At 62.2% G+C, this 20,291-nt stretch carries 23 protein-coding genes; 3 read left to right on the top strand and 20 right to left on the bottom strand.

What is annotated here, in order from left to right; genetic code table 11:
* From J2X56_RS16730 to J2X56_RS16715, 4 genes are all read right to left on the bottom strand, one after another.
* Positions 1-926 (bottom strand): ABC transporter permease subunit (locus J2X56_RS16730; RefSeq protein ID WP_310160993.1); only part of this gene is annotated, 926 nt, incomplete at its 3' end.
* A gap of 86 nt (positions 927-1,012) precedes the next feature.
* Positions 1,013-1,942: a branched-chain amino acid ABC transporter permease gene (locus J2X56_RS16725; protein ID WP_034338197.1), complete on the bottom strand. Its 930-nt coding sequence runs from the start codon at positions 1,940-1,942 to the stop codon at positions 1,013-1,015.
* 614 nt (positions 1,943-2,556) lie between these two features.
* Positions 2,557-3,525: a 4-hydroxy-3-methylbut-2-enyl diphosphate reductase gene (ispH, locus tag J2X56_RS16720; RefSeq protein ID WP_034338194.1), complete on the bottom strand. Its 969-nt coding sequence runs from the start codon at positions 3,523-3,525 to the stop codon at positions 2,557-2,559.
* A gap of 65 nt (positions 3,526-3,590) precedes the next feature.
* Positions 3,591-4,046 carry a peptidylprolyl isomerase gene (locus tag J2X56_RS16715; protein WP_039785208.1) on the bottom strand — a complete coding sequence of 152 codons (456 nt, stop codon included), beginning with the start codon at positions 4,044-4,046 and terminating at the stop codon, positions 3,591-3,593.
* Between the two features lie 238 nt (positions 4,047-4,284).
* Between J2X56_RS16715 and radC the strand changes: the two genes are divergently transcribed.
* The 3 genes from radC to rpmG all read left to right on the top strand — a co-directional run bounded on the left by radC (position 4,285) and on the right by rpmG (position 5,594).
* Entirely contained in the window at positions 4,285-4,959 is a 675-nt protein-coding gene (radC, locus tag J2X56_RS16710) for a RadC family protein (RefSeq protein WP_034338236.1), read from the top strand.
* A gap of 206 nt (positions 4,960-5,165) precedes the next feature.
* Entirely contained in the window at positions 5,166-5,402 is a 237-nt protein-coding gene (rpmB, locus tag J2X56_RS16705) for a 50S ribosomal protein L28 (RefSeq protein ID WP_006463730.1), read from the top strand.
* Positions 5,403-5,426: 24 nt separating this feature from the next.
* Complete coding sequence (gene rpmG / locus J2X56_RS16700) at positions 5,427-5,594, top strand: 50S ribosomal protein L33 (protein WP_006463731.1); 168 nt, start codon at positions 5,427-5,429, stop codon at positions 5,592-5,594.
* A gap of 60 nt (positions 5,595-5,654) precedes the next feature.
* Here rpmG and J2X56_RS16695 read toward each other — a convergent pair whose 3' ends face one another.
* From J2X56_RS16695 to J2X56_RS16620, 16 genes are all read right to left on the bottom strand, one after another.
* Positions 5,655-5,798: a hypothetical protein gene (locus J2X56_RS16695; protein WP_166675601.1), complete on the bottom strand. Its 144-nt coding sequence runs from the start codon at positions 5,796-5,798 to the stop codon at positions 5,655-5,657.
* Positions 5,799-5,852: 54 nt separating this feature from the next.
* Positions 5,853-7,049, bottom strand: a complete 1,197-nt coding sequence (locus J2X56_RS16690) for an acyl-CoA desaturase (RefSeq protein ID WP_121044028.1) — start codon at positions 7,047-7,049, stop codon at positions 5,853-5,855.
* Positions 7,050-7,131: 82 nt separating this feature from the next.
* Positions 7,132-8,490, bottom strand: coding sequence for a mechanosensitive ion channel family protein (locus J2X56_RS16685; protein WP_034332740.1), 1,359 nt, complete (start codon positions 8,488-8,490; stop codon positions 7,132-7,134).
* 28 nt (positions 8,491-8,518) lie between these two features.
* The gene (locus tag J2X56_RS16680; RefSeq protein ID WP_034332738.1) at positions 8,519-9,091 is read right to left on the bottom strand and encodes a phospholipase D family protein; all 573 of its coding nucleotides are present in this window, start codon (positions 9,089-9,091) and stop codon (positions 8,519-8,521) included.
* A complete protein-coding gene (locus J2X56_RS16675; RefSeq protein ID WP_034332736.1) occupies positions 9,088-10,350 on the bottom strand; it encodes an RsmB/NOP family class I SAM-dependent RNA methyltransferase in 1,263 nt (420 codons plus the stop codon). The genes J2X56_RS16680 and J2X56_RS16675 overlap by 4 nt, the downstream gene beginning before the upstream one ends.
* A gap of 66 nt (positions 10,351-10,416) precedes the next feature.
* Entirely contained in the window at positions 10,417-11,028 is a 612-nt protein-coding gene (gene purN / locus J2X56_RS16670; RefSeq protein ID WP_199725111.1) for a phosphoribosylglycinamide formyltransferase, read from the bottom strand.
* 100 nt (positions 11,029-11,128) lie between these two features.
* On the bottom strand, positions 11,129-11,656 hold the full coding sequence (locus J2X56_RS16665) for a barstar family protein (RefSeq protein ID WP_370516341.1): 528 nt from the start codon (positions 11,654-11,656) through the stop codon (positions 11,129-11,131).
* A 2-nt stretch (positions 11,657-11,658) separates the two neighbouring features.
* On the bottom strand, positions 11,659-12,054 hold the full coding sequence (locus J2X56_RS16660; RefSeq protein WP_121044780.1) for a ribonuclease domain-containing protein: 396 nt from the start codon (positions 12,052-12,054) through the stop codon (positions 11,659-11,661).
* Between the two features lie 125 nt (positions 12,055-12,179).
* A complete protein-coding gene (locus J2X56_RS16655) occupies positions 12,180-13,385 on the bottom strand; it encodes a patatin-like phospholipase family protein (RefSeq protein ID WP_034339323.1) in 1,206 nt (401 codons plus the stop codon).
* Between the two features lie 60 nt (positions 13,386-13,445).
* Complete coding sequence (locus J2X56_RS16650; RefSeq protein ID WP_259434349.1) at positions 13,446-14,204, bottom strand: SDR family NAD(P)-dependent oxidoreductase; 759 nt, start codon at positions 14,202-14,204, stop codon at positions 13,446-13,448.
* Between the two features lie 205 nt (positions 14,205-14,409).
* The gene (locus J2X56_RS16645; RefSeq protein ID WP_310160976.1) at positions 14,410-16,449 is read right to left on the bottom strand and encodes a sodium-translocating pyrophosphatase; all 2,040 of its coding nucleotides are present in this window, start codon (positions 16,447-16,449) and stop codon (positions 14,410-14,412) included.
* 272 nt (positions 16,450-16,721) lie between these two features.
* Positions 16,722-17,378 (bottom strand): adenylate kinase, encoded by a 657-nt coding sequence (adk, locus tag J2X56_RS16640; RefSeq protein ID WP_034339334.1) that lies wholly within the window; start codon positions 17,376-17,378, stop codon positions 16,722-16,724.
* A 283-nt stretch (positions 17,379-17,661) separates the two neighbouring features.
* A complete protein-coding gene (gene kdsB / locus J2X56_RS16635; RefSeq protein ID WP_134221618.1) occupies positions 17,662-18,477 on the bottom strand; it encodes a 3-deoxy-manno-octulosonate cytidylyltransferase in 816 nt (271 codons plus the stop codon).
* Positions 18,478-18,533: 56 nt separating this feature from the next.
* Positions 18,534-18,722 carry a Trm112 family protein gene (locus J2X56_RS16630; protein ID WP_034339340.1) on the bottom strand — a complete coding sequence of 63 codons (189 nt, stop codon included), beginning with the start codon at positions 18,720-18,722 and terminating at the stop codon, positions 18,534-18,536.
* Entirely contained in the window at positions 18,703-19,731 is a 1,029-nt protein-coding gene (gene lpxK, locus J2X56_RS16625) for a tetraacyldisaccharide 4'-kinase (RefSeq protein WP_209579469.1), read from the bottom strand. The genes J2X56_RS16630 and lpxK overlap by 20 nt, the downstream gene beginning before the upstream one ends.
* A gap of 113 nt (positions 19,732-19,844) precedes the next feature.
* A complete protein-coding gene (locus J2X56_RS16620; RefSeq protein ID WP_310160965.1) occupies positions 19,845-20,273 on the bottom strand; it encodes a biopolymer transporter ExbD in 429 nt (142 codons plus the stop codon).
* Between the last annotated feature and the right edge of the window lie 18 nt (positions 20,274-20,291).

Here is a 20,291-nt window from a genome sequence, read left to right as displayed (position 1 = left end):
AGCACGGCGATGGATTCGGTCAGGGAGAAGGATTCCGGCGAGACGAAGCCCTGGAAGGCACCGAACATGGCACCGGCCACGCCACCGAAGGACGCGCCCATGGCGAAGGCCAGCAGCTTGACGTTGCGGGTGTTGATGCCCATCGCCTTGGCGGCGATTTCATCTTCGCGGATCGCCACCCAGGCACGGCCCAGGCGCGAATCCTGCAGACGGCTCGAGAAGAAGATCACGAAGATGCACAGCACCAGGAACAGGTAGTAGTACGCGTTCACCGAGGGCAGGTTCATGCCGAAGACCTTCAGCATCGAACCCGAACCCGGTTCACCGGCCAGCGAGACGCCGAACACGCGGATCGGGTCGATCAGGTTGATGCCCTGCGGACCGTTGGTGATGTTCACCGGCGCGTTGAGGTTGTTCATGAAGATACGGATGATTTCGCCGAAGCCCAGCGTCACGATGGCCAGGTAGTCACCGCGCAGCTTCAGTGTCGGCGCACCCAGCAGCGCACCGAAGAGCGCCGCCAGCACGCCCGAGATCGGCACGATCAGCCAGAGCGACAAATGGATGCCGTTCTGCACGATCTGCGGACCGCACAGCCAGACCAGGAAATTGCCGATGGCCGGATAGGTGTTGATGAAGGACTCGATCACCTGCGCAAACTGCGGCGAGGCCAGCAGGCCGGCGGTGTAGGCACCGATGGCATAGAAGGCGATGTAGCCCAGGTCCAGCAGGCCGGCAAAACCCACCACCACGTTCAGGCCCAAGGCCAGCATGATGTAGAGCAGCGCCATATCCATGATGCGCACCCACGAATTGCCGAAATGCTGGGCGATCATGGGGAAGATGATCATCAGCGCCAACAGCGCCAGCAGGCTGAACCGCGCCTGCTGGGGGTTGCGCTTCATGTCGAAGGTCATGAGAGCCATAGTGTTCTCTTCCGATTTTCTAAGTTCTGATTTCTAAATTTCTAAGTTTTCGTTACTAAGTTTCAAGATTGAAATAACTTAGAAACTCAGGCACGGTCCGCCACACGCTCACCCATGATCCCGGACGGACGCAGGGTCAGCACGATGATCAGCACGATGAAGGCGAAGATGTCCTGGTAGTTGCTGCCCAGGAAGTTGCCGGTCAGGTCGCCGATGTAACCCGCACCCAGGCTCTCGATCAGGCCCAGCAGGATGCCGCCCAGCATGGCACCGTAGATGTTGCCGATACCGCCCAGCACGGCCGCCGAGAAGGCTTTCAGGCCCGGCACGAAGCCCATGGCGAATTGCGCGGTGGAATAGTTGGCGGCCCACATCACGCCGGCAATCGCGGCCAGTGCGGCGCCGATGGCGAAGGTGACGATGATGACGCGGTTGGCATCCACGCCCATCAAACCGGCGATGCGCGGGTTCTCGGCAGTGGCGCGCATGGCGCGGCCCATCTTGGTCTTCTCCACGATCAGCACCAGGCCGATCATCGCGGCCAGGGCCAGGATCAGCAGCATGATCTGGGTCGGCGAGATCAGGGCACCGGCGATGTTGACCGGGGTCGAGGGCATGATCTGCGGGAACGGCAGCGGGCTGCGGCCCCAGATCATCATGGCGAAGGTCTGCAGCAGGATCGATACGCCGATGGCGGTGATCAGCGGTGCCAGGCGCGGCGCGTTGCGCAGCGGACGGTAAGCGATGCGCTCGATCAGCAGGCTGACGATCACGCACACCGGAATGGCTCCGACGATGGCGATGATCAGCTTGACGATGCCAGGCAGGTCAGGCGCGACCTGCTGCACCAATTTGAGGATCGACAGGCCGACCATGGCGCCCACCATCAGGATGTCGCCGTGGGCAAAGTTGATCAGGTTCAGCACCCCGTACACCATGGTGTAGCCCAGGGCGATCAGTGCGTACATGCTGCCTAGCACCAATCCGTTGATGATCTGCTGGATGAAAATGTCCATGAATAACTCTTCGATCTAAATGGAAACAAGAAAAACACGTGGCTCTGCACCAAAGCGGACACCGCGCGAAAGCATGTCGATTAGCAAAATCCGTTCCCGAAACCCGGGATCGCGTTATCACTCTTCATAAAAAGGGTGCACGCGTTCCCGGCGAGCAGGGCTCGCTGACGGAGGGAATGGAGGGAAATTCAGCCGCAGTAGCCGTGCGGGCTGCTTGGGCCGGGGCTGGCGCATCGACTGGGCGGGCGCCCGGGAGGTCTTCGCCGGAGGCACCGGGCGAGGCCGGTGGGCAGATGCTCGTACATATGGATGTCTCCCGTCTCTGGTTGACGTCGCGTTGGCGACGCCCTGCCCTCTTTGTGAGGGCTAGCGCTCGGCCGCCTTTTGGGCGGTCCGTCGATAATGGTGCGGAATTATACGCAGAAGATTCCAACAATCGAGCACAAACAATCGCCTGTTACAGAAGAAAGTGCGGTAAGACCAATGAATTGTCGGCGACTTCACAACACCTGTCGCGGAAATGAAGAAGGCCTGCATCAGCAGGCCTCTTTGCGCAAACGCCAGACGTGATTTTCGTCCGAATATTCACCCTTTGTCGCAGGGCTGATTCAGGCTCATGCCGATTCGGCCGAGGGCGTGCGGGTACCCAAGCCCTTGGGCAAGGGGAAGGTGACGTTTTCTTCAATACCGTCCAGGACGCGCACGCTGCGCGCACCGATTTCCTTGATGCGATCGATCACGGCCTGCACCAGCACTTCCGGTGCCGATGCACCGGCCGTGACGCCGATGCGCTGGCGGCCTTGTACCCATTGCGGGTCGATCAGGGCGGCGTTGTCGACCATGAAGGCGGGCACGCCCTTCTTCTCGGCCAGTTCGCGCAGGCGGTTGGAGTTGGAGCTGTTGGGGCTGCCGACCACGATCACTACTTCCACCTGCGGGGCCATGAACTTCACGGCTTCCTGGCGGTTGGTGGTGGCGTAGCAGATGTCGCCCTTCTTGGGTTCGGCAATGGCCGGGAAGCGCGCGCGCAGGGCGGCGATGATGTCGGCCGTGTCATCCACCGACAGCGTGGTCTGGGAGACATAGGCCAGCAGTTCGGGATCGGCCACCTGCAGGCGCTGGACGTCTTCCACCGTCTCCACCAGATGCATGCCGGCCTCGGTCTGGCCCATGGTGCCTTCCACCTCGGGGTGGCCGGCGTGACCGATCATGATGATCTCGCGGCCCTCGCGGCGCATCTTGGCCACTTCCATATGCACTTTCGTGACCAGCGGGCAGGTGGCATCGAACACCGTCAGGCCGCGCTCGGCCGCCTCGGCCTGGATCGCCTTGGACACGCCATGGGCCGAGAAGATGACCGTATTGCCGGCCGGCACGTCGGCCAGCTCCTCGATGAAGACCGCGCCCTTGGCCCGCAGGTCGTTGACCACGTAGGCGTTGTGCACGATTTCATGGCGCACGTAGATGGGTGCGCCGAACTGCGCCAGCGCACGTTCGACGATCTCGATGGCGCGGTCCACGCCCGCACAGAAACCACGGGGCTGGGCCAGCAGGATTTCAGATTCGGCTTGTTCCATGGTCATGGTCATGGTCATTTCCTTGATTCTTCAAAACATTGCGAGGGCCAACTCGCCAAATGACGAGGCTCTTACAGGATTCCGATGATTTTTACTTCGAACTTCAGCGTTTGCCCGGCCAGCGGGTGATTGAAGTCGAAAATTGCGCCATCATCATCGATCGCTCGCAGGATACCGGCAAAGCGGCCGCCACCGGGGGCAGCGAAATCGACCAGGTCGCCCACGCGATAGTCCTCATCCATGGAGGAATTCTCTTCCAGCGTGGCGCGCGAGATACGCTGGATCAGCTCTTCGCTGCGCTCGCCGAAAGCCTGGGCCGGGCTCAGTTCAAAGGTCTGCTGCGTGCCTTCGGGCAGGCCCAGCAGGCAGGCTTCGAGGAAGGGAGCCAACTGGCCCTGGCCGAACTGCAGGGTGGCCGGATTTTCGTTGAAGGTGCTGACGATGTCTTCGCCGTCCAGCGAGGCCAGGCGGTAATGCAAGGTGAGATAGGCGTTTTCGGTGACGACTGGGACGGTTGGGCTGGACATGGCTGGGAACGGGCTTGGAAGCGGGAAGGTGCACAAGAGCCCGCTATTGTAAGCCACGTTGGCCCGCTCTGCCGCTGTCAGCTGCATCCGGCTGCGCTGGCGGCGGGCGCATCGGACACTTCCTTGCGGCGGCGCAAGCGCACTGCGGCGGTGCCGGGCTTCTGTTGGACGGTTGCGGCGGGACCGGCTGCCGTCTTTCCTCTCGAACGCAATATGAAAGGAGATTCATCTCATGACCATGTCCATTGTCGATTGGCCCGCCGCACAGCGGCCACGCGAACGTCTGTTGGAGCTGGGCCCGGCCTGCCTCTCCGATGCGGAATTGCTGGCCATCTTTCTGCGCGTGGGCACACCGGGCAAGAGCGTCATGGAACTGGCAATGGATCTGCTGCACCGCTTCGGCTCGCTCGAAGGCCTGTGCAAGGCCGTTCAGCGCGAACCCAGTCTGGGCAACGGCCTCGGCCCGGCCAAATGCGCCCAGCTATCGGCCTCTCTGGAGTTGGCCAAGCGCGCCATCCACAGCGATCTGAAGCAGGCATCGGCCCTCAATTCCACGCGCGTCGTGGGCGAATACCTGAAGCTGACCTTCTTCGGCAAGGAACACGAATGTTTCGTCGCTCTCTTCCTGAACATGCGCAACAACCTGCTCGGGACGGAAGAATTGTTCAGGGGCTCGCTGAATCAGACCACGGTCCATCCCCGGGAAGTGGTCAAGATGGCGCTGCGTTACAACGCCGCTTCGGTCATCGTTGCCCACAACCACCCTTCAGGCGACCCGCGGCCCAGTGACTCCGATCTGCGCCTGACCAAGACACTCAAGCAAGCCCTGGAGCTCATCGAGGTGGAATTGCTGGACCACATCGTGGTGGCCGGAACACGCCTGTATTCCTTTGCCGACCACGGTAAGGTGTGAACCGTAACCAGCCAGATCGGCCGCAAAGCCTGTACAGGACGGGGATTGCGCCATTGAGGGTGACAGCGGAAAAACCATGTTTCTTCAATTGTTAAATCAATGAGCCACATCAAGACACAATTGTTTTTCGCAAGTCATTGAAAAAGCAGAGTTTTTTCCATATACTCTCGTTTTTCCCAAATTCGGAAATTTTTAAGGAGTCTCACATGGCACGTGTCTGCCAAGTCACCGGGAAGGGGCCGATGGTCGGCAACAACGTTTCCCATGCAAACAACAAGACCAAGCGTCGTTTTCTGCCCAACCTGCAGAACCGCCGCATTTTCGTCGAATCCGAGAACCGCTGGGTTTCGCTGCGTTTGTCCAACGCCGGCCTGCGCGTGATCGACAAGATCGGCATCGATGCCGTTCTGGCCGATCTGCGTGCTCGTGGCGAAAAAGTCTAATTAGCAGAGTAAAGGAAATCTATCATGGCGAAATCCGGCCGCGACAAAATCAAACTGGAGTCGACCGCAGGTACTGGTCACTTCTACACCACCACCAAGAACAAGCGTACTACGCCCGAAAAGATCAGCATCATGAAGTTCGATCCCAAGGCGCGCAAGCACGTCGAATACAAGGAAACCAAGATCAAGTAATTGATCCCGGTCTCCCGATGAAAGACCCGCAGAATACTCTGCGGGTTTTTTATTGCCTGCTCACGTTGAACGCATTGCGCCGGTCAGCCCGCTGCGCACCGCAGCCCTCCCCTCCCGTTTCGGTTTTTTGACAAAAACCTTCAGGCCTGTACTGGCCGATGACGAAAAAAATCCCCGCAGATCGCTCTGCGGGGATGTCTTCATGCTTTTCCTTCACTTCCGGCTTTTACCCCGGAGCAGCGGCCTGGTCAAAGCCGATCAGGCGTAGCTGCGCAGGCGCAGGGCGAAGTCACGCAAGGCCTTCACGCCGGATGCCTCGGCGCGGGTGCACCAGTCCTGCAGTTGCTGCAGCAGCTGTTCGCGGGTCGAGTGCGAACGCTCCCAGATGGCGCTCAGTTCGATGCGCATCTCATGCATGGTCTGCAGCGCCTTGCTGTGGGCGAACAGTTCCGACAGTTGCTGCTTCTGGCCATCTTCCAGACGGGCCGGCTCACGCTGCAGCAGCTTCCTGGAGGACTTCAGGAAGCGCGATTCCAGCTGGGCCTTCTCGATCAGGTGATCCAGCTCGTCCTTCCAGGCGCTCTTGAGCGAACGGGCGTACTTGGCGGTCACGTCGTAACGGTTGGCGATCACGGACTGCAGGGTATCGAAGTCGATCACCGATTTCTGGCTGTCGAACTTGGGCACCGGTGCCACCTTCTTGACCTTGGCCAGGCCGAAGGTCTCCAGGATGCGGATGTACATCCAGCCGATGTCAAATTCATACCACTTGGCCGAGAACTTGGCCGAGGTGCCGAAGGTGTGGTGATTGTTGTGCATTTCCTCGCCGCCGATGATGATGCCGATCGGGAACAGGTTGGTCGCTGCATCGTTGCAATCGTAGTTGCGATAGCCCCAGAAGTGGCCCAGGCCGTTGACCACGCCAGCCGCCCAGAACGGGATCCAGGCCATCTGCACGGCCCACACGGTCAGACCGATGGCGCCGAACAGCAGCACGTCGATGATCAGCATGATGCCCACACCCTGCCAGCCGTACTTGCTGTAGATGTTGTGTTCAATCCAGTCATCCGGAGTGCCGTGACCGAACTTCTCCATGGTCTCGGCGTTCTTGGACTCACTGCGGTACAGCTCGGCACCCTGCCACATCACCTTGTGGATGCCGCGGGTCTGCGGGCTGTGCGGATCTTCTTCGGTCTCGCACTTGGCGTGGTGCTTGCGGTGGATGGCGGCCCATTCCTTGGTCACCATGCCGGTGGTCATCCACAGCCAGAGACGGAAGAAGTGGCTGGGGATCGCGTGCAGTTCGAGCGCGCGATGCGCCTGGCAACGATGCAGGTAGAGAGTCACGCCCACGATGGTGATGTGGGTCATCACCAGTGTGTAAATGACAATCTGCCAACCGGACGCGTGCAGCAGGCCGTTGGCAACAAAGTCGAGGATCGCATCAAGGGTCATCAGTACAACTCCAAATAGAAAACAACTATCGGACTACAAAACAGGATTATTACTTGTTCCGCGAAAATGGTTTTATTTTCTTTTAATTGCCGGGCATTGTACGCGAATTCTGTGCCTCTGGGACATCAGGAATTTCCTGGCGCGTACTTTGGCGGAAGCTGCGCTCATCCATGATACGAATGTCGCGCTTGGGATGTGCCACCTGAATGCCATGCTGTTTGAAGGCGGCCCAGATGGCCCGGTTGACGTCGGACAGCACATTGAGCCGTCCATTTTCCGGGTCGGTGATCCAGAACCCCAGTTCCAGATCCAGTCCGTCGGCCCCGATCTTGATCAGCAGGGCTTGCGGGGCGGTCTGCTGGGAGACCCGTTGTACCCCAAGTGCGGCCTGTTCCATGATGGACAAGACCGTTTCCACATCGTCCTGGTACAGAATTGTAAGCTGTGTAGCCAAACGTACAATGCGATGGGTCAAGGAATAGTTTTGTACCGGATTGGAGACAAATAGTTCATTTGGCAACACCGATTCGATCCCGTCCAGCCCTTCCAGGATGGTGTAGCGGGTATTGATCTGGGTGACCTTGCCAAAATATTTATCCACGGCAACCATGTCGCCGATGACCATACTGCGCTCCAGCAGGATCACGAAGCCGGAGACATAGCTGCTGGCAATCTTCTGCAAACCCAGGCCGATACCCACGCCCAGCGCACCACCGAAGACAGACAGCACGGTCAGGTCGATGCCGACCAGCGACAGGCTGACCAGGAAGGCAATCAGGATCAGCAAGGCCCGCATCATGCGCGCCACCACCGTGCGCAGGGAGGAATGCATGCCGCTGAACTTCATGAGGCGGTTTTCCACCACCGTGCCTATCCACAGGGCAATGATGAGCGTCACCAGCACGGAGGCCGCACCTTGCAACATCGTCAACAAGGACACCTTGTGGCGCGCCAGCGGGAAGGTCGTGGTATCCAGATAGTCGACGAAATCCGGCCACAGGCCGGTAATCCACAGCACCACGCACAGCCAGACCAGCAGCGCGATCACCTTTTCCGACAGGTGCAGCAGCGCGCCCACGGTCGCATCCTTCACGAAGATGCCGCGCAATACGTAGAAAACGAAACGCATCGCCACCTGGGCGATGGTCAGGGGGAACATGATTTCCCAGAGCGTGACGGCATGGTGGCCGCGCTTGAGAATGTAATAGGCTCCCGTCAACAGGCCCAGGGCCAGCAGCGGCGAGAGCACGCGGGCGAAGCTCTTGACGCCGATTTGCATGACCAGCGACTGCGCCTCGCCATCGCCCGGCAGCACGAAACGCGCACGCAGCCAGCGCGAGAGGCCGATGCCGCCCACCAGCGAAAGTGCAATCACCACCAGCTGGCGCAGCAGGTCGACGGTGCTGATATCGGTGAAGAGGGAAAGGAAATGATCGGTCATGGCTGGCCGGGTGAAGAATCAGGGCAAATCAGGGTGCCGCCTGGGCATCCTGGCGGTGGCGCTGCCAGTTGCTGGCGTAGCGCGCAGCCAGTGGCGGGTTCTTGCCCAGGATGAGCACGTTCTCGGCGTTCTTGTGCTGGGCCGACCAGGTGAAGTTGTAGCTGCCCGTGATGACGGTGGCCGTCGGCAAGGCCGCATCGATGATGATGACCTTGTTGTGGGCATTGCGGTAATCGGTTTCCAGCCAGACCGGAATGCCGGCCGCGCGCAGCTGGCGCAGGCGGTCTTCGGAATTCTTGTCGAGCTGGCCGGCATCCATCAGCACGCGCACATCGATGCCGCGCTTGCGGGCCGCCACCAGTTCATCCGTAATCGGACGACTGGTGAGCAGATAGGCTTGCATCAGGATCTGGCGCTGCGCAGAGTGAAGCTGGCCGACGATCAGCGCTTCGATGTCATCCCAGGGCGCAAAGGCGGTTTGCACCGTGCCCTGCGCTGCCATCACCGGCGGTGGCGGCAGCGCCTCCCTGGCCTGCAGGCCAGGAGCGGCCGCTGCCAGCAGGGCGGCGGCGAGGCAAGGCAGCAAGCGCCGGCGCATCATGCAGCGGCGCGGCGCTCCAGGACGGCAGCGAAGAAACCGTCCGTCTGGTGCTGGTGCGGCAACAGTTTCAGGTAGTCGCCGGTATCCAGCGCAATCTTCTGCTCGGCCAGCACTTCGCTCATGGGACGCAGCGTGAAGTCGGGATGCGAAGCCAGGAAGTCAGCGATGACTTCATCGTTCTCTTCTTCCAGGAAGCTGCAGGTGCCATACACCAGACGGCCGCCCGGACGCACCAGGCGCGCGGCGCTGGCGAGAATCGAGCCTTGCTTGGCGCGCATCTCGGTCAGCGTTTCCACGCTCTGGCGCCACTTCATGTCGGGATTGCGGCGCAGGGTGCCCAGGCCGCTGCAAGGGGCATCCACCAGCACGCGATCGAGCTTGCCAGCCAGGCGCTTGACCTTGGCGTCGTTCTCATGGGCGATCACCACCGGATGCACGTTGGACAGGCCACTGCGCGCCAGGCGAGGTTTCAGCTTGGCCAGGCGCTTTTCGGACACGTCGAAGGCATACAGGCGGCCGGTATTGCGCATCAGCGCGCCCAGTGCCAGGGTCTTGCCACCGGCACCGGCACAGAAATCGACCACCATCTCGCCGCGCTTGGCACCGACGATCTGGGCCAGCAGCTGGCTGCCTTCATCCTGCACTTCGATGGCACCGTCCTTGAACAGCGGCAGGTTCTGCAGGGCCGGCTTCTTGAACACGCGCAGGCCCAGCGGAGAATACGGGGTCGGCTCGCAGGCCACCGGGGCCTTGGCCAGTTCGGCGATGACGGTATCGCGGTCGGCCTTGAGGGCATTGACGCGCAGGTCCAGCGGAGCCGGACGGTTCATGGCATCAGCCAGTTGCAGGGTGGCTTCCTCGCCCATGCGGGCGACCAGCTTTTCCCACAGCCAGGGCGGCAGATTGCTGCGCATCTGGGGGGCCAGCTGGGTGCGGTCGATCTGGGCCACACGCTCCAGCCACTCGGCTTCGCCTTCCTGCAGGCCGGCGATGGATTCGGCACCGACCGCATCGGCCAGGCCCAGCAGGGCCAGGCGGCGCATCATCGGGCCACTGCCGGATTCGGCGAAGTTGGTCAGGACCGTCTTGTTGCGCAGCAGCCCGTAAACCGCTTCAGCGATCACGCCGCGCTCACGACTGCCCAGGCGCGGATTGTCGCGGAAGTAGCGCGACAGGGTGACGTCGGCCGGGCCGGTGAAGCGCAGCACTTCGCGCAGCAGTTCTTCGGTATGGGGGATGATCGCGGGAGGCAATCTCATGCTAGGTCCTTCAGATTCAATTCAATTCAAGATAAGGGTTGCGCGGCAGCGTTGGCTCGTTGCGCCTCAGGCTTCGGCGGCCAGGCGCGCGCGCGCGCCGTCCAGTGCCAGACGGCCTTGCACGAACCAGCGCACGGCGCGCGGATAGATCACATGCTCCTGTTCCAGGACACGCTCGGCGAGCGTCTCCTCGCTATCCTCTTCCAGCACCGGCACGGCGGCCTGGGCCACGATGGGGCCGTGGTCGAGGTCGGGCGTGACGAAGTGCACGGTCGCGCCGTGCAGCTTGACGCCGGCCGCCAGTGCCTGCCGGTGCGTCGCCAACCCGGGGAAACTGGGCAAGAGCGACGGGTGGATATTGAGCATGCGGCCCTGGTAATGATTGACGAACGGCGCCGTCAGGATCCGCATGAAGCCGGCCAGCACCACCAGGTCCGGCGCGAACGCGTCGATCTGCTCGCGCAGGGCGGCATCGAACTGGTCGCGCGTGGGATAGTCGCGGTTGGCCACGACGGCCGTGGCAATGCCGTGGCTGGCGGCGAATTCGAGGCCGCTGGCGTCGGCGCGGTTGCTGATGACGGCGGCGATTCGGGCAGGCCACCGCTCGGCCTGTGCAGCGCGGACGATGGCTTCCATATTGCTGCCTCGTCCGGAAATCAGGATGACAATGCTTCTCATGGTGTGCGCATTGTACCTGCTGACGGCCCCTCCGCCGCCGGTTTTCACGATGTGAAAGGTCCGGCGTGGCGTAAAAGGTTTATCAAAATGTGAAGAAAATTTACTGGAAGGAATAAAAAACGCGGAACGGCACCTTCTTCTCAGCCCAGTAATCGGCCGCATCGCGGAAGACGTCGAGCAAGGTCTCGCGCGCTTCCTTGTCGAATTTCTGGGTGTTGGGCAGTTGCTCCAGCACCACGACGAAACCGATCTGCTTGCCGGCCTTGTGGGTCAGGTCGGTCAGGCAGTCATGCAGGGCATCGAAGTTCTTGCCGAAGTGCCGGGGAAACTGGAAGGCAGTGGCGATGGTGGTCAGCACCTGCTGCTTGGTCACGGCCTCGGCGCAATAGGCATAGAGAAAGTGCTGCTGCAGGTGCGCGGCCTCCTGCTGCAGCTCGGTCACGCGGAAGGCGCGGATCGATTGCACGATATTGGGCGGCACCGTTTTGAACAAACTCATTTTGCCTTCAGTATTCATAGGCGGGGCTGTGTGGCTGTCGTGGTTGTCGTAATTGTCGTGATGGTGATGGCTGGCCTGCTGTGTGGCTTGCTGCAACAGGACTCGCGCGCCCTGCCCTGCGCTGTACAAGATCAGTCGCGTATCCGGCGGAAGGTCTTGTAATGGTCACTGGTGTAATAGTATTCGCCCGACGTGGCCGGTTCTCCCCCGCTGACGATGCGACGGGCCCCGCGATTGCGGGCGCGCGGCGTCTTGACCGTGTATTCGCGATAATACCCGCGCTTTTGCTTGGGCAAAACCCCTTCATAGTTGCCGAAGACCGCGCCATCCTTTTCATACGGGAAGGGCCCACCCTGACGGATCAGGGCCATGGTCTGCTGGGCTTCGCGCGGCAGCTGGTCAAGGTTGACCTCCGGCAAGTTGCCCGGCACCGGCCCCTTGGCTTGCACCGGCACGGACAGCATCAACGCCGTCAGCAGCACCAGCCAGTAACGGGTGAAGAAGGAAGAAATGAAGCGGGCTCGCATCTGCATCGTCTGCATTGATTCTGTTAATTGCAATTTTGTCAATTAATGGCAACAGCACTCGGTAGATTAACGCGTTGCTTTCGGCTAGGCAACCACGGCAGGCCAGGAACTTGACCGGCAGCAAATCAGGCAGAGGCTTGGAGCAGCTGGGCGGTATCCGGTTCAAAAAAGGCCAGCACCTCCTCGCGCTTGGCGTAGGTATCACTTTCGCCCAGAGCGATCAGCTCGCGTGTGAAGCTTTGTTCAAACAGCAGATAGGACGCCAGTGCCGAACCGCGCGCCTCGGTGGCCCCGATGCCACCCAGCATGGTGCGGATCGGGCGCGGCAGACTGCCGACGTGGCGGCTGGCGATGCTGTCGATGCGCTGCGAGGGCGAGATCACCAGGGTACGGATGGGTTTCAGGGGCGTATGCCGGCGCTGCTCCTCGTTCAGGACCGACAAGGTCTGGTTGACCCGGTTGATGCGTTCGATGTCGGCCGACAAGCCGTCGAGGAAAATGCCCGACATCGCATGTCCGGCCACCTGCGCCAGGCTGGGGTAATGCGGCGTATTGGTAGGGGCCTGCTCGCCCTTCTCGCCCATGCGTCCGGCACCGATGATGAGGACCTTGGTGGCACCGAGGTGGATGGCCGGGGAAATCGGGGCGATCTGGCGCATCGAGCCATCGCCGCAATACTCGCAGCGGCCGTCGATGTACACCGGAATGGCCGGAAAGATGAAGGGAATGGCAGAAGAGGCCAGCAGGTGATCGATGCCGATCTGATCCCGCATGGCCAGGCGCTGGGTGCGCCGCCACGGTTCGATCTCTTGCGCACACTGGTAGAAGGTGATGTGCTGGCCGCTGGTGTAGGACGAGGCAGTCACCGCCAGCGCATGCAACTGTCCTTCGGCCAGGGCAGCATCCAGCCGTGGCAGGTCCAGCAGGCGATGCAGCATGCTCACCAGCGGGGTGTTGTCCAGCAGGGAATTGGGCGGATTGGCGCGCCACTTGCGCAGCAGCCAGCCGAAGGAAAACAGCGACAGCCAGCGCGCCCCCGAGCGGATCACGCCCAGCGAATCGGCGCGGTACACCTGCTCCACCTGGAAATTGCTCCACACCGCCATCAGCTCGCGCACGGCTTCGCCGAAGTCGTCCGCCCGGCAGGCCAGGGCGGTGCCGTTGATGGCCCCGGCCGAGGTGCCGCAGATGATGGGGAATGGATTGCTGTGTACCGGCCAGCCGGCTTCGAGCAGGATCATCGAGAGGGCGTTGAGCACACCCACCTGGTAAGCCGCCCGTGCGCCACCGCCGGTCAGGATCAAGCCTGTTTTGTGTTCCATGGTCTCCATGAGGGGAGCTTATCAGTAGCCCCCTCACCGTGGACAAGAGAATTGGCAGGCAAATGCCGTCTATTTGGGCTGCATGCGGATGGCACCATCGAGGCGGATGGTCTCGCCGTTCAACATCACGTTCTCGATGATGGTCCGGGCCAGCTGTGCGTATTCGGTGGCACGGCCCAGGCGCGGCGGGAAAGGGACGGCCTGCCCCAGCGAATCGCGCACTTCCTGCGGCATGGCCAGCATCATGGGGGTCTCGAAGATACCCGGGGCGATGGTCATGACGCGGATGCCGCTGCGCGAGAGGTCCCGCGCCATCGGCAGGGTCATCGCGACGATGGCCCCCTTGGAAGCCGAATAGGCCGTCTGCCCGATCTGGCCATCGTAGGCGGCCACCGAGGCGGTGTGGATGATGATGCCGCGCTCGCCCTCTTCCTGCGCCTCGGTCTTGGCCATGGCATCGGCCGCAAAGCGGGCCATGTTGAAGCTGCCGACCAGGTTGATGTTGAGCGTCTTCATGAACAGCGCCATGCTGTGCGGGCCGTTCTTGCCGACCAGCTTCTCGGCCGGGGCGATGCCGGCGCAATTGACCAGTCCGCGCAGGCTGCCGGCCGCTTGCGCGGCACGCACCACGGCCTGGGCATCGTCTTCCGAACTGACATCGCAGCGCACGAAGACGCCGCCCAGTTCGCGGGCCAGCGCACTGCCAGCCTCCTCGTTGAGATCGGCCAGCACCGGCTTGCCACCAGCGGCGGCGATCATGCGGGCAGTGGCCGCACCCAGACCGGATGCTGCGCCGGTGACGATGAATACATTTCCTTCGATACGCATGGAGTCTCCTGTTTTTTATCTGCGCGCAGCCAGGCGGATGGCCTGGCCGGCGAGCCAATGATGATGGGATACATCAGGGGGCATTATTTGACGAATCGGCCAGCCTGGCAATGCAGGCTTTCCCTTCGCGGTGCGGGGATTATGCGCAGGTCGCCGCACGGCAGACTATCCGTGCGGCGACAATCAGGGCTGCAGTCAGATCGGGTCAGGACACCGTCGGCAGCAAGGGCACCAGCAGCAGCGCCACGATGTTGATGATCTTGATGAGCGGATTGACCGCCGGCCCGGCCGTATCCTTGTAGGGATCGCCCACGGTGTCGCCCGTGACGGCGGCCTTGTGGGCGTCCGAGCCCTTGCCGCCGTGGTGGCCGTCCTCGATGTATTTCTTGGCGTTGTCCCAGGCGCCGCCGCCGGTGGTCATCGAGATGGCCACGAAGAGCCCGGTGACGATCGTCCCCATCAGCAGCCCACCCAGCGCCGACGGCCCCAGCAGCAACCCGACCAAGATAGGCACGATCACCGGCAGCAGCGACGGCAGGATCATTTCCCGGATGGCCGACGAGGTCAGCATGTCCACCGCGCGGTCATATTTGGGACGCCCGCTGCCGTCCATGATGCCGGCGATGTCGCGGAACTGGCGACGCACTTCCACCACCACTGCACCGGCCGCGCGTCCCACCGCTTCCATCGCCATGGCACCGAACAGATAAGGAATCAGCCCGCCGATGAAGAGCCCGATGATCACCGCCGGGCTGGACAAGTCGAAGCTGGCGGTCTTGCCCACGGACTCCAGCGCATGCGTGTAATCGGCAAAAAGCACCAGTGCGGCCAGTCCTGCCGAGCCGATCGCATAGCCCTTGGTGACCGCCTTGGTGGTATTGCCCACGGCATCGAGCGGATCGGTGATGGCGCGCACCGAATCGGGCAGCCCCGACATCTCTGCGATACCGCCCGCATTGTCAGTGATGGGCCCGTAAGCATCCAAAGCCACCACGATACCGGCCATGGACAGCATGGAGGTCGCCGCAATCGCAATGCCGTACAAGCCTGCCAGCCAGTACGACGCCAGGATCGCCGCGCACACCGCCAGCACGGGATAGGCGGTGGACTTCATCGATACCCCGAGACCGGCGATGATATTGGTGCCATGTCCGGTGGTGGAGGCTTCGGCGATATGGCGCACCGGCTTGAAGTCGGTGCCGGTGTAGTACTCGGTGATGTAGACCATGAGACCGGTGAGCACGATGCCCACCACGGCTGCGCCCATCAGGGGCGCGCGCAATTCAGGCGGTAACAGCAGCCAGGTGACCGCCGCAAAGCCGACCAACGACAAGCCAGCCGACCACCACAGCCCGGTATAGAGTGCCGACATGATCTTCTTGCCCGGCTGCGCCTTGACCATCGCGCAACCGACGATGGAAGCCAGGATCGACACCCCGCCCAGCGCCAGCGGATAGAGTACCGCGAGGGTTTCCAGGCCCTTGAGCATGAGGCTGCCCAAGAGCATGGTCGCCACCAGCGTAACGACATAGGTCTCGAACAGGTCGGCGGCCATGCCGGCGCAATCGCCCACGTTGTCCCCGACGTTGTCGGCGATGACTGCAGGATTGCGCGGATCATCTTCGGGAATGCCTGCCTCGACCTTGCCCACCAGATCGGCTCCCACATCCGCGCCCTTGGTGAAGATGCCCCCGCCCAGCCGCGCAAAGATAGAGATAAGGGACGCCCCGAAAGCCAGTCCGATCAAAGGCTGGATGGCATCGTGCAGGCTGGCGGCACGTCCCTGTCCATAGACATAGAGGATCCAGAAGAACAGCGACACCCCCAGCAGTCCCAGCCCCACCACCAGCATCCCGGTGATCGCCCCGCCCCGGAAAGCCACGCCCAGCGCCTCGTTCATGCCGCGCGTGGCGGCCTGGGCAGTACGCACATTGGCGCGCACGGACACGTTCATCCCGATGAAACCGCAGGCGCCGGACAGTACCGCCCCCAGCAGGAAGCCGATGGCGGTCAGCCAGCCCAAACCGGGAATGAGGGCAATGAGGATCAGCAGCACCACCCCCACCATGGCGATGGTACGGTACTGCCGCGCCAGATAGGCCGCCGCGCCCTGCTGGATGGCCAGGGCGATTTCCTGCATGCGGGGGTTGCCGGGGTCCTGCTTGAGAATCCAGCGTCGAGAAACCAGGCCATAGATCACCGCGACCAAGCCGCAGGCAATGGCAAACCACAGGGCAAGTGCCATCATCGTCTCCTTTGTTATCACGACTCATCAACAATCACGAACATCCGCCGCGCCGTCCGGGTGCTGCTGTTCCGGTTCGTCGCGGCCGATACTGCGCCTGCAAATTGCGTCGCCCTTTTTTATTGGAGTTGTTGTGTCTTGCCGGGCCGCCGGTGCCACGCCCTCGGGCGGGCGTCACTGCCGGTGATCGGTTTACTTAGTTTTTGCTGACTGTCGAGCCAATGGCCTCCAGCGCGACAGCATAAAAAAAGCGGACCGAAGTCCGCTTCACTTTACTCCGCCAGGGCGGCAAATGCACGATCCCTGATTTCTTCCACCGGACCGACGCCGGCGATCTTGCGATACTTCGGCGCACCCGGCTGGCCCGACTTGGCCCAATCACCGTAGTAGCCCACCAGCACTTCAGTCTGCTCGTGATACACGGCCAGACGCTTCTTGACGGTTTCTTCCTTGTCGTCGTCACGCTGGATCAGCGCCTCGCCGGTCAGGTCATCCTTGCCTTCGACCTTGGGCGGGTTGAACTTGACGTGATAGGTGCGGCCCGAACCCGGGTGCACGCGGCGGCCGCTCATGCGCTCGACGATGGCGCTGTCGGGCACGTCGATTTCCAGCACGTAGTCGATGGCCACGCCGGCTTCCTTCATCGCATCGGCCTGGCGCGTGGTGCGCGGGAAGCCGTCGAAGAGGTAGCCATTGGCACAGTCAGCCTGTTTCAGGCGATCCTTGACGAGGCCAATGATGATGTCGTCGGAAACCAGACCGCCCGCATCCATCACCTTCTTGGCAGCGATGCCAAGCTCGGTGCCCGCAGCCACGGCCGCGCGCAGCATGTCGCCGGTGGAGATCTGCGGAATGTTGAATTTTTCCTTGATAAAAGTGGCTTGCGTGCCTTTACCGGCACCAGGCGCTCCTAAAAGGATGAGGCGCATGTCGTTTCCTAAATTGAGGGTTTCTGAATATGAATGCTTGAATTCTTTTGCGACGTGATGGCAGAGGATCGCTACCATCTGGACGGTTATGCAGCTTGTTTGCGCGCCGTTTGCATCAGCTCTGGGACGAAACTTACCACAAAATCTTACCGAACCATGACAAACGCCTGATTTTTAAGCAGTCTCCGGACTCTGATTGTGTCGTGTCAGCTTGACATGGAACTTACAGCAAGCCGATCCGCACAGCCTTGCGCCGGATCATGCCTGCCACGCAGACGAGAGATCAGAGCGCGGAGATGGTCTGCACCAGCGGGCTGTCCGGCGGCGCCTCGAAATGCTTGCGCACGCGCAACAGGTCTTCGGGGGTATCCACCCCGGCTTCGGGCACCATCGAGGTCACGTGCACGGCAATGGCGTGGCCATGCCACAGCACGCGCAATTGCTCCAGCGCCTCGATGCGTTCCAGCGGGGCCGGGGCCAGGGTCGGGTAGAGCTGCAGGAAACGGTTGCTGTAGGCATACAGGCCGATATGGCGCAGCGGCACGTATTCATTGGCGTGATCGGGACCGCTGGCGTCGGGCAGCGACTCACGCGACCTGGCAAAAGCATCGCGATGCCACGGAATCGTGGCGCGCGAGAAATACATGGCGCAGCCGTCCTTGTTGAGCACTACCTTGACCACGTTGGGATTGAAGGCATCCTCGGCAGTCCCGATGGCGTGCGCGGCCGTGGCCATGGGTACGCCGTCCTTGATGTGGGCGGCGGTGGCAGCAATCAGGCCCGGATCGATCAGGGGTTCATCGCCCTGCACGTTGACCACCACCTCATCCTCGGTGAGCCCCAGCGCGGCGGCCACTTCGGCGATGCGGTCGGTGCCGGAGGGGTGATCGGCGCGGGTCATGGCCACTTCGATGCCATGCTGCTCGCAGGCGGCGTGGATGTCGTGGTGGTCGGTGGCCACGATGATGCGGGTGGCCCCGGACAGCGCGGCCCGCTCGGCCACGCGCACGATCATGGGCTTGCCGCCGAGGTCGGCCAGCGGCTTGTTGGGCAGGCGCGTGGAAGCCAGGCGCGCAGGGATGATGACGGTAAAGGTCATGGAATCAACCGCAGCAGGAAGGCAGAAATCAGGAATCAAGAGACCGGGGACTCGCGTCAGGCCGCAGGCGCTGCCGGCACGGCCGTCAGTTCGCGCGCTTCATCGGCCCACATGATGGGGATGCCATCGCGGATGGGATAAGCCAGCTTGTCTGCCTTGCAGATCAGTTCCTGGGCTTTTTTGTCGTAGTCCAGCGGGCCCTTGCAGATGGGGCAAACCAGGATATCAAGCAGTCGGGCGTTCACGGAGTTTCTCCACTATATGTTCAGCCAGCGCGCCGTCAATGCGCGCCGAGACAGGCACGACCCAGATGCGCGGGTCGTTTCGGATGGCCTCGATAGCCCTGCATTTTACTGCATCCTTTTCCGTGATCAGGATGACATCGGCCGCAAGGCCTGCAAAAGGATCGATGGCGAAATCAAAATGGTCGGGCAAGGGATGGCGCGCAAAGGACAGACCCGCCGCTTCCAGCGTCGCAAAAAACCGCCCGGGATTGCCAATCCCCGCCACCGCCGCCAGCCGCACGCCACCCTCGCCCATCCGGTCCAGCGGCTTGTGCGCAGCGGGCGGGGCCAGTTGCACGGCCTGGTCCGCCTGCAGCCGCATGGCATGCGCGCCGCCGGATGCGCTGCCCTGCGCGCCGACATTGACCACCGAGAAATCCCGTCGGCGCGAAGCCGGCTCCCGCAGCGGTCCGGCCGGCAGCAGCCAGCCGTTGCCGACACCGCGCGCATCGGACAGCACGATCTCGATGTCGCGCGCCAGCGCGTAATGCTGCAAGCCATCGTCGGAAATGATCACATCCACCTCGGGATGCGCCGCCAGCAAGGCGCGCCCGGCCTCGGCCCGACGCCGTCCGACCACCAGCGGCACGCCGGTGCGCTGGACGATCAGCAAGGGTTCGTCTCCCACCTGGGCTGCCGCCGCATCGGCCGTGACCTCCAGCGTCTGCCCGGCACCGCCGCCATAGCCGCGCGAAATCACGCCGGGATGCAGGCCTGCCGCACGCAAGGCCTCGATGAGCCAGATCGCAAACGGGGTCTTGCCGGTGCCGCCGACGAAGACGTTGCCCACCACGATCACCGGCACCGGCAGCCGTTCGGCGCGCTTGATGCCCAGCGCGAAGAGCGCGCGGCGCAGCGCCGCCAGTGCGCCGAAGAGCAGCGACAGCGGCCACAGCAGGCAGGCCAGCGGACCGCGCTGTTGCCAGGCGCGGGTCAGGATGGCTTCGGCAGTGGGCCTGGATTCGGCCATTTTCGGGTTCCAGTGAATAAAAAAAACGCGGGCCAGGCGGGACCTGGCCGGCGCGCCATCGCTGCTGGATGACATGAAGCTATTGGCAAATTTTCAGTGCGGCTCGCGGCCGGCTACTTGCTGCTCGACTGCGCCGCGAAGGTCAGCTTGGGATAACCCGCCATGCGTGCCGCCTCCATCACGTTGACCACGGTCTGGTGCGTGGCCAGCGCGTCGGCATTGATGATGATGACCGGATCAGCCTTGCTGCCGCTGCTGCGCACCGCAGCCAGCATCTCTTCCGACAGCCCCTGCGCATCGCGCGCGGCGATGCGCTTGTTGTTGATGGCGTAGCGGCCATTGGCGTCGATGGCGATGTTGATCTCGAAGGGCTGTTCCAGCGCCTTCTGGGCATCGGCCGTGGGCAACGTGACCTGCAGGGCGGTGAACTTGCTGTAGGTGGTGGTCACCATCAGGAAGATCACGATCACCAGCAGCACGTCGATGAAAGGGATCAGGTTGATCTCCAGGTCTTCGCGGGGACGGCCCTTGCGGAAGTTCATGCGGTTCTCCGGCGTGAA

Source organism: Herbaspirillum sp. 1173 (assembly GCF_031455335.1).
Taxonomy (GTDB): Bacteria; Pseudomonadota; Gammaproteobacteria; order Burkholderiales; family Burkholderiaceae_D; genus Herbaspirillum; species Herbaspirillum huttiense.
This window is presented reverse-complemented; position numbering and strand designations above follow the sequence as displayed.

Bases quoted from the DNA above. Each gene is read 5' to 3' on its own strand.
- J2X56_RS16725 (WP_034338197.1), bottom strand. From the start codon at position 1,942: ATGGACATTTTCATCCAGCAGATCATCAACGGATTGGTGCTAGGCAGC.
- ispH (WP_034338194.1), bottom strand. From the start codon at position 3,525: ATGACCATGGAACAAGCCGAATCTGAAATCCTGCTGGCCCAGCCCCGT.
- J2X56_RS16715 (WP_039785208.1), bottom strand. From the start codon at position 4,046: ATGTCCAGCCCAACCGTCCCAGTCGTCACCGAAAACGCCTATCTCACC.
- radC (WP_034338236.1), top strand. From the start codon at position 4,285: ATGTCCATTGTCGATTGGCCCGCCGCACAGCGGCCACGCGAACGTCTG.
- rpmB (WP_006463730.1), top strand. From the start codon at position 5,166: ATGGCACGTGTCTGCCAAGTCACCGGGAAGGGGCCGATGGTCGGCAAC.
- rpmG (WP_006463731.1), top strand. From the start codon at position 5,427: ATGGCGAAATCCGGCCGCGACAAAATCAAACTGGAGTCGACCGCAGGT.
- J2X56_RS16695 (WP_166675601.1), bottom strand. From the start codon at position 5,798: ATGAAGACATCCCCGCAGAGCGATCTGCGGGGATTTTTTTCGTCATCG.
- J2X56_RS16690 (WP_121044028.1), bottom strand. From the start codon at position 7,049: ATGACCCTTGATGCGATCCTCGACTTTGTTGCCAACGGCCTGCTGCAC.
- J2X56_RS16685 (WP_034332740.1), bottom strand. From the start codon at position 8,490: ATGACCGATCATTTCCTTTCCCTCTTCACCGATATCAGCACCGTCGAC.
- J2X56_RS16680 (WP_034332738.1), bottom strand. From the start codon at position 9,091: ATGATGCGCCGGCGCTTGCTGCCTTGCCTCGCCGCCGCCCTGCTGGCA.
- J2X56_RS16675 (WP_034332736.1), bottom strand. From the start codon at position 10,350: ATGAGATTGCCTCCCGCGATCATCCCCCATACCGAAGAACTGCTGCGC.
- purN (WP_199725111.1), bottom strand. From the start codon at position 11,028: ATGAGAAGCATTGTCATCCTGATTTCCGGACGAGGCAGCAATATGGAA.
- J2X56_RS16660 (WP_121044780.1), bottom strand. From the start codon at position 12,054: ATGCGAGCCCGCTTCATTTCTTCCTTCTTCACCCGTTACTGGCTGGTG.
- J2X56_RS16655 (WP_034339323.1), bottom strand. From the start codon at position 13,385: ATGGAGACCATGGAACACAAAACAGGCTTGATCCTGACCGGCGGTGGC.
- J2X56_RS16650 (WP_259434349.1), bottom strand. From the start codon at position 14,204: ATGCGTATCGAAGGAAATGTATTCATCGTCACCGGCGCAGCATCCGGT.
- J2X56_RS16645 (WP_310160976.1), bottom strand. From the start codon at position 16,449: ATGGCACTTGCCCTGTGGTTTGCCATTGCCTGCGGCTTGGTCGCGGTG.
- adk (WP_034339334.1), bottom strand. From the start codon at position 17,378: ATGCGCCTCATCCTTTTAGGAGCGCCTGGTGCCGGTAAAGGCACGCAA.
- kdsB (WP_134221618.1), bottom strand. From the start codon at position 18,477: ATGACCTTTACCGTCATCATCCCTGCGCGCCTGGCTTCCACGCGCCTG.
- lpxK (WP_209579469.1), bottom strand. From the start codon at position 19,731: ATGGCCGAATCCAGGCCCACTGCCGAAGCCATCCTGACCCGCGCCTGG.
- J2X56_RS16620 (WP_310160965.1), bottom strand. From the start codon at position 20,273: ATGAACTTCCGCAAGGGCCGTCCCCGCGAAGACCTGGAGATCAACCTG.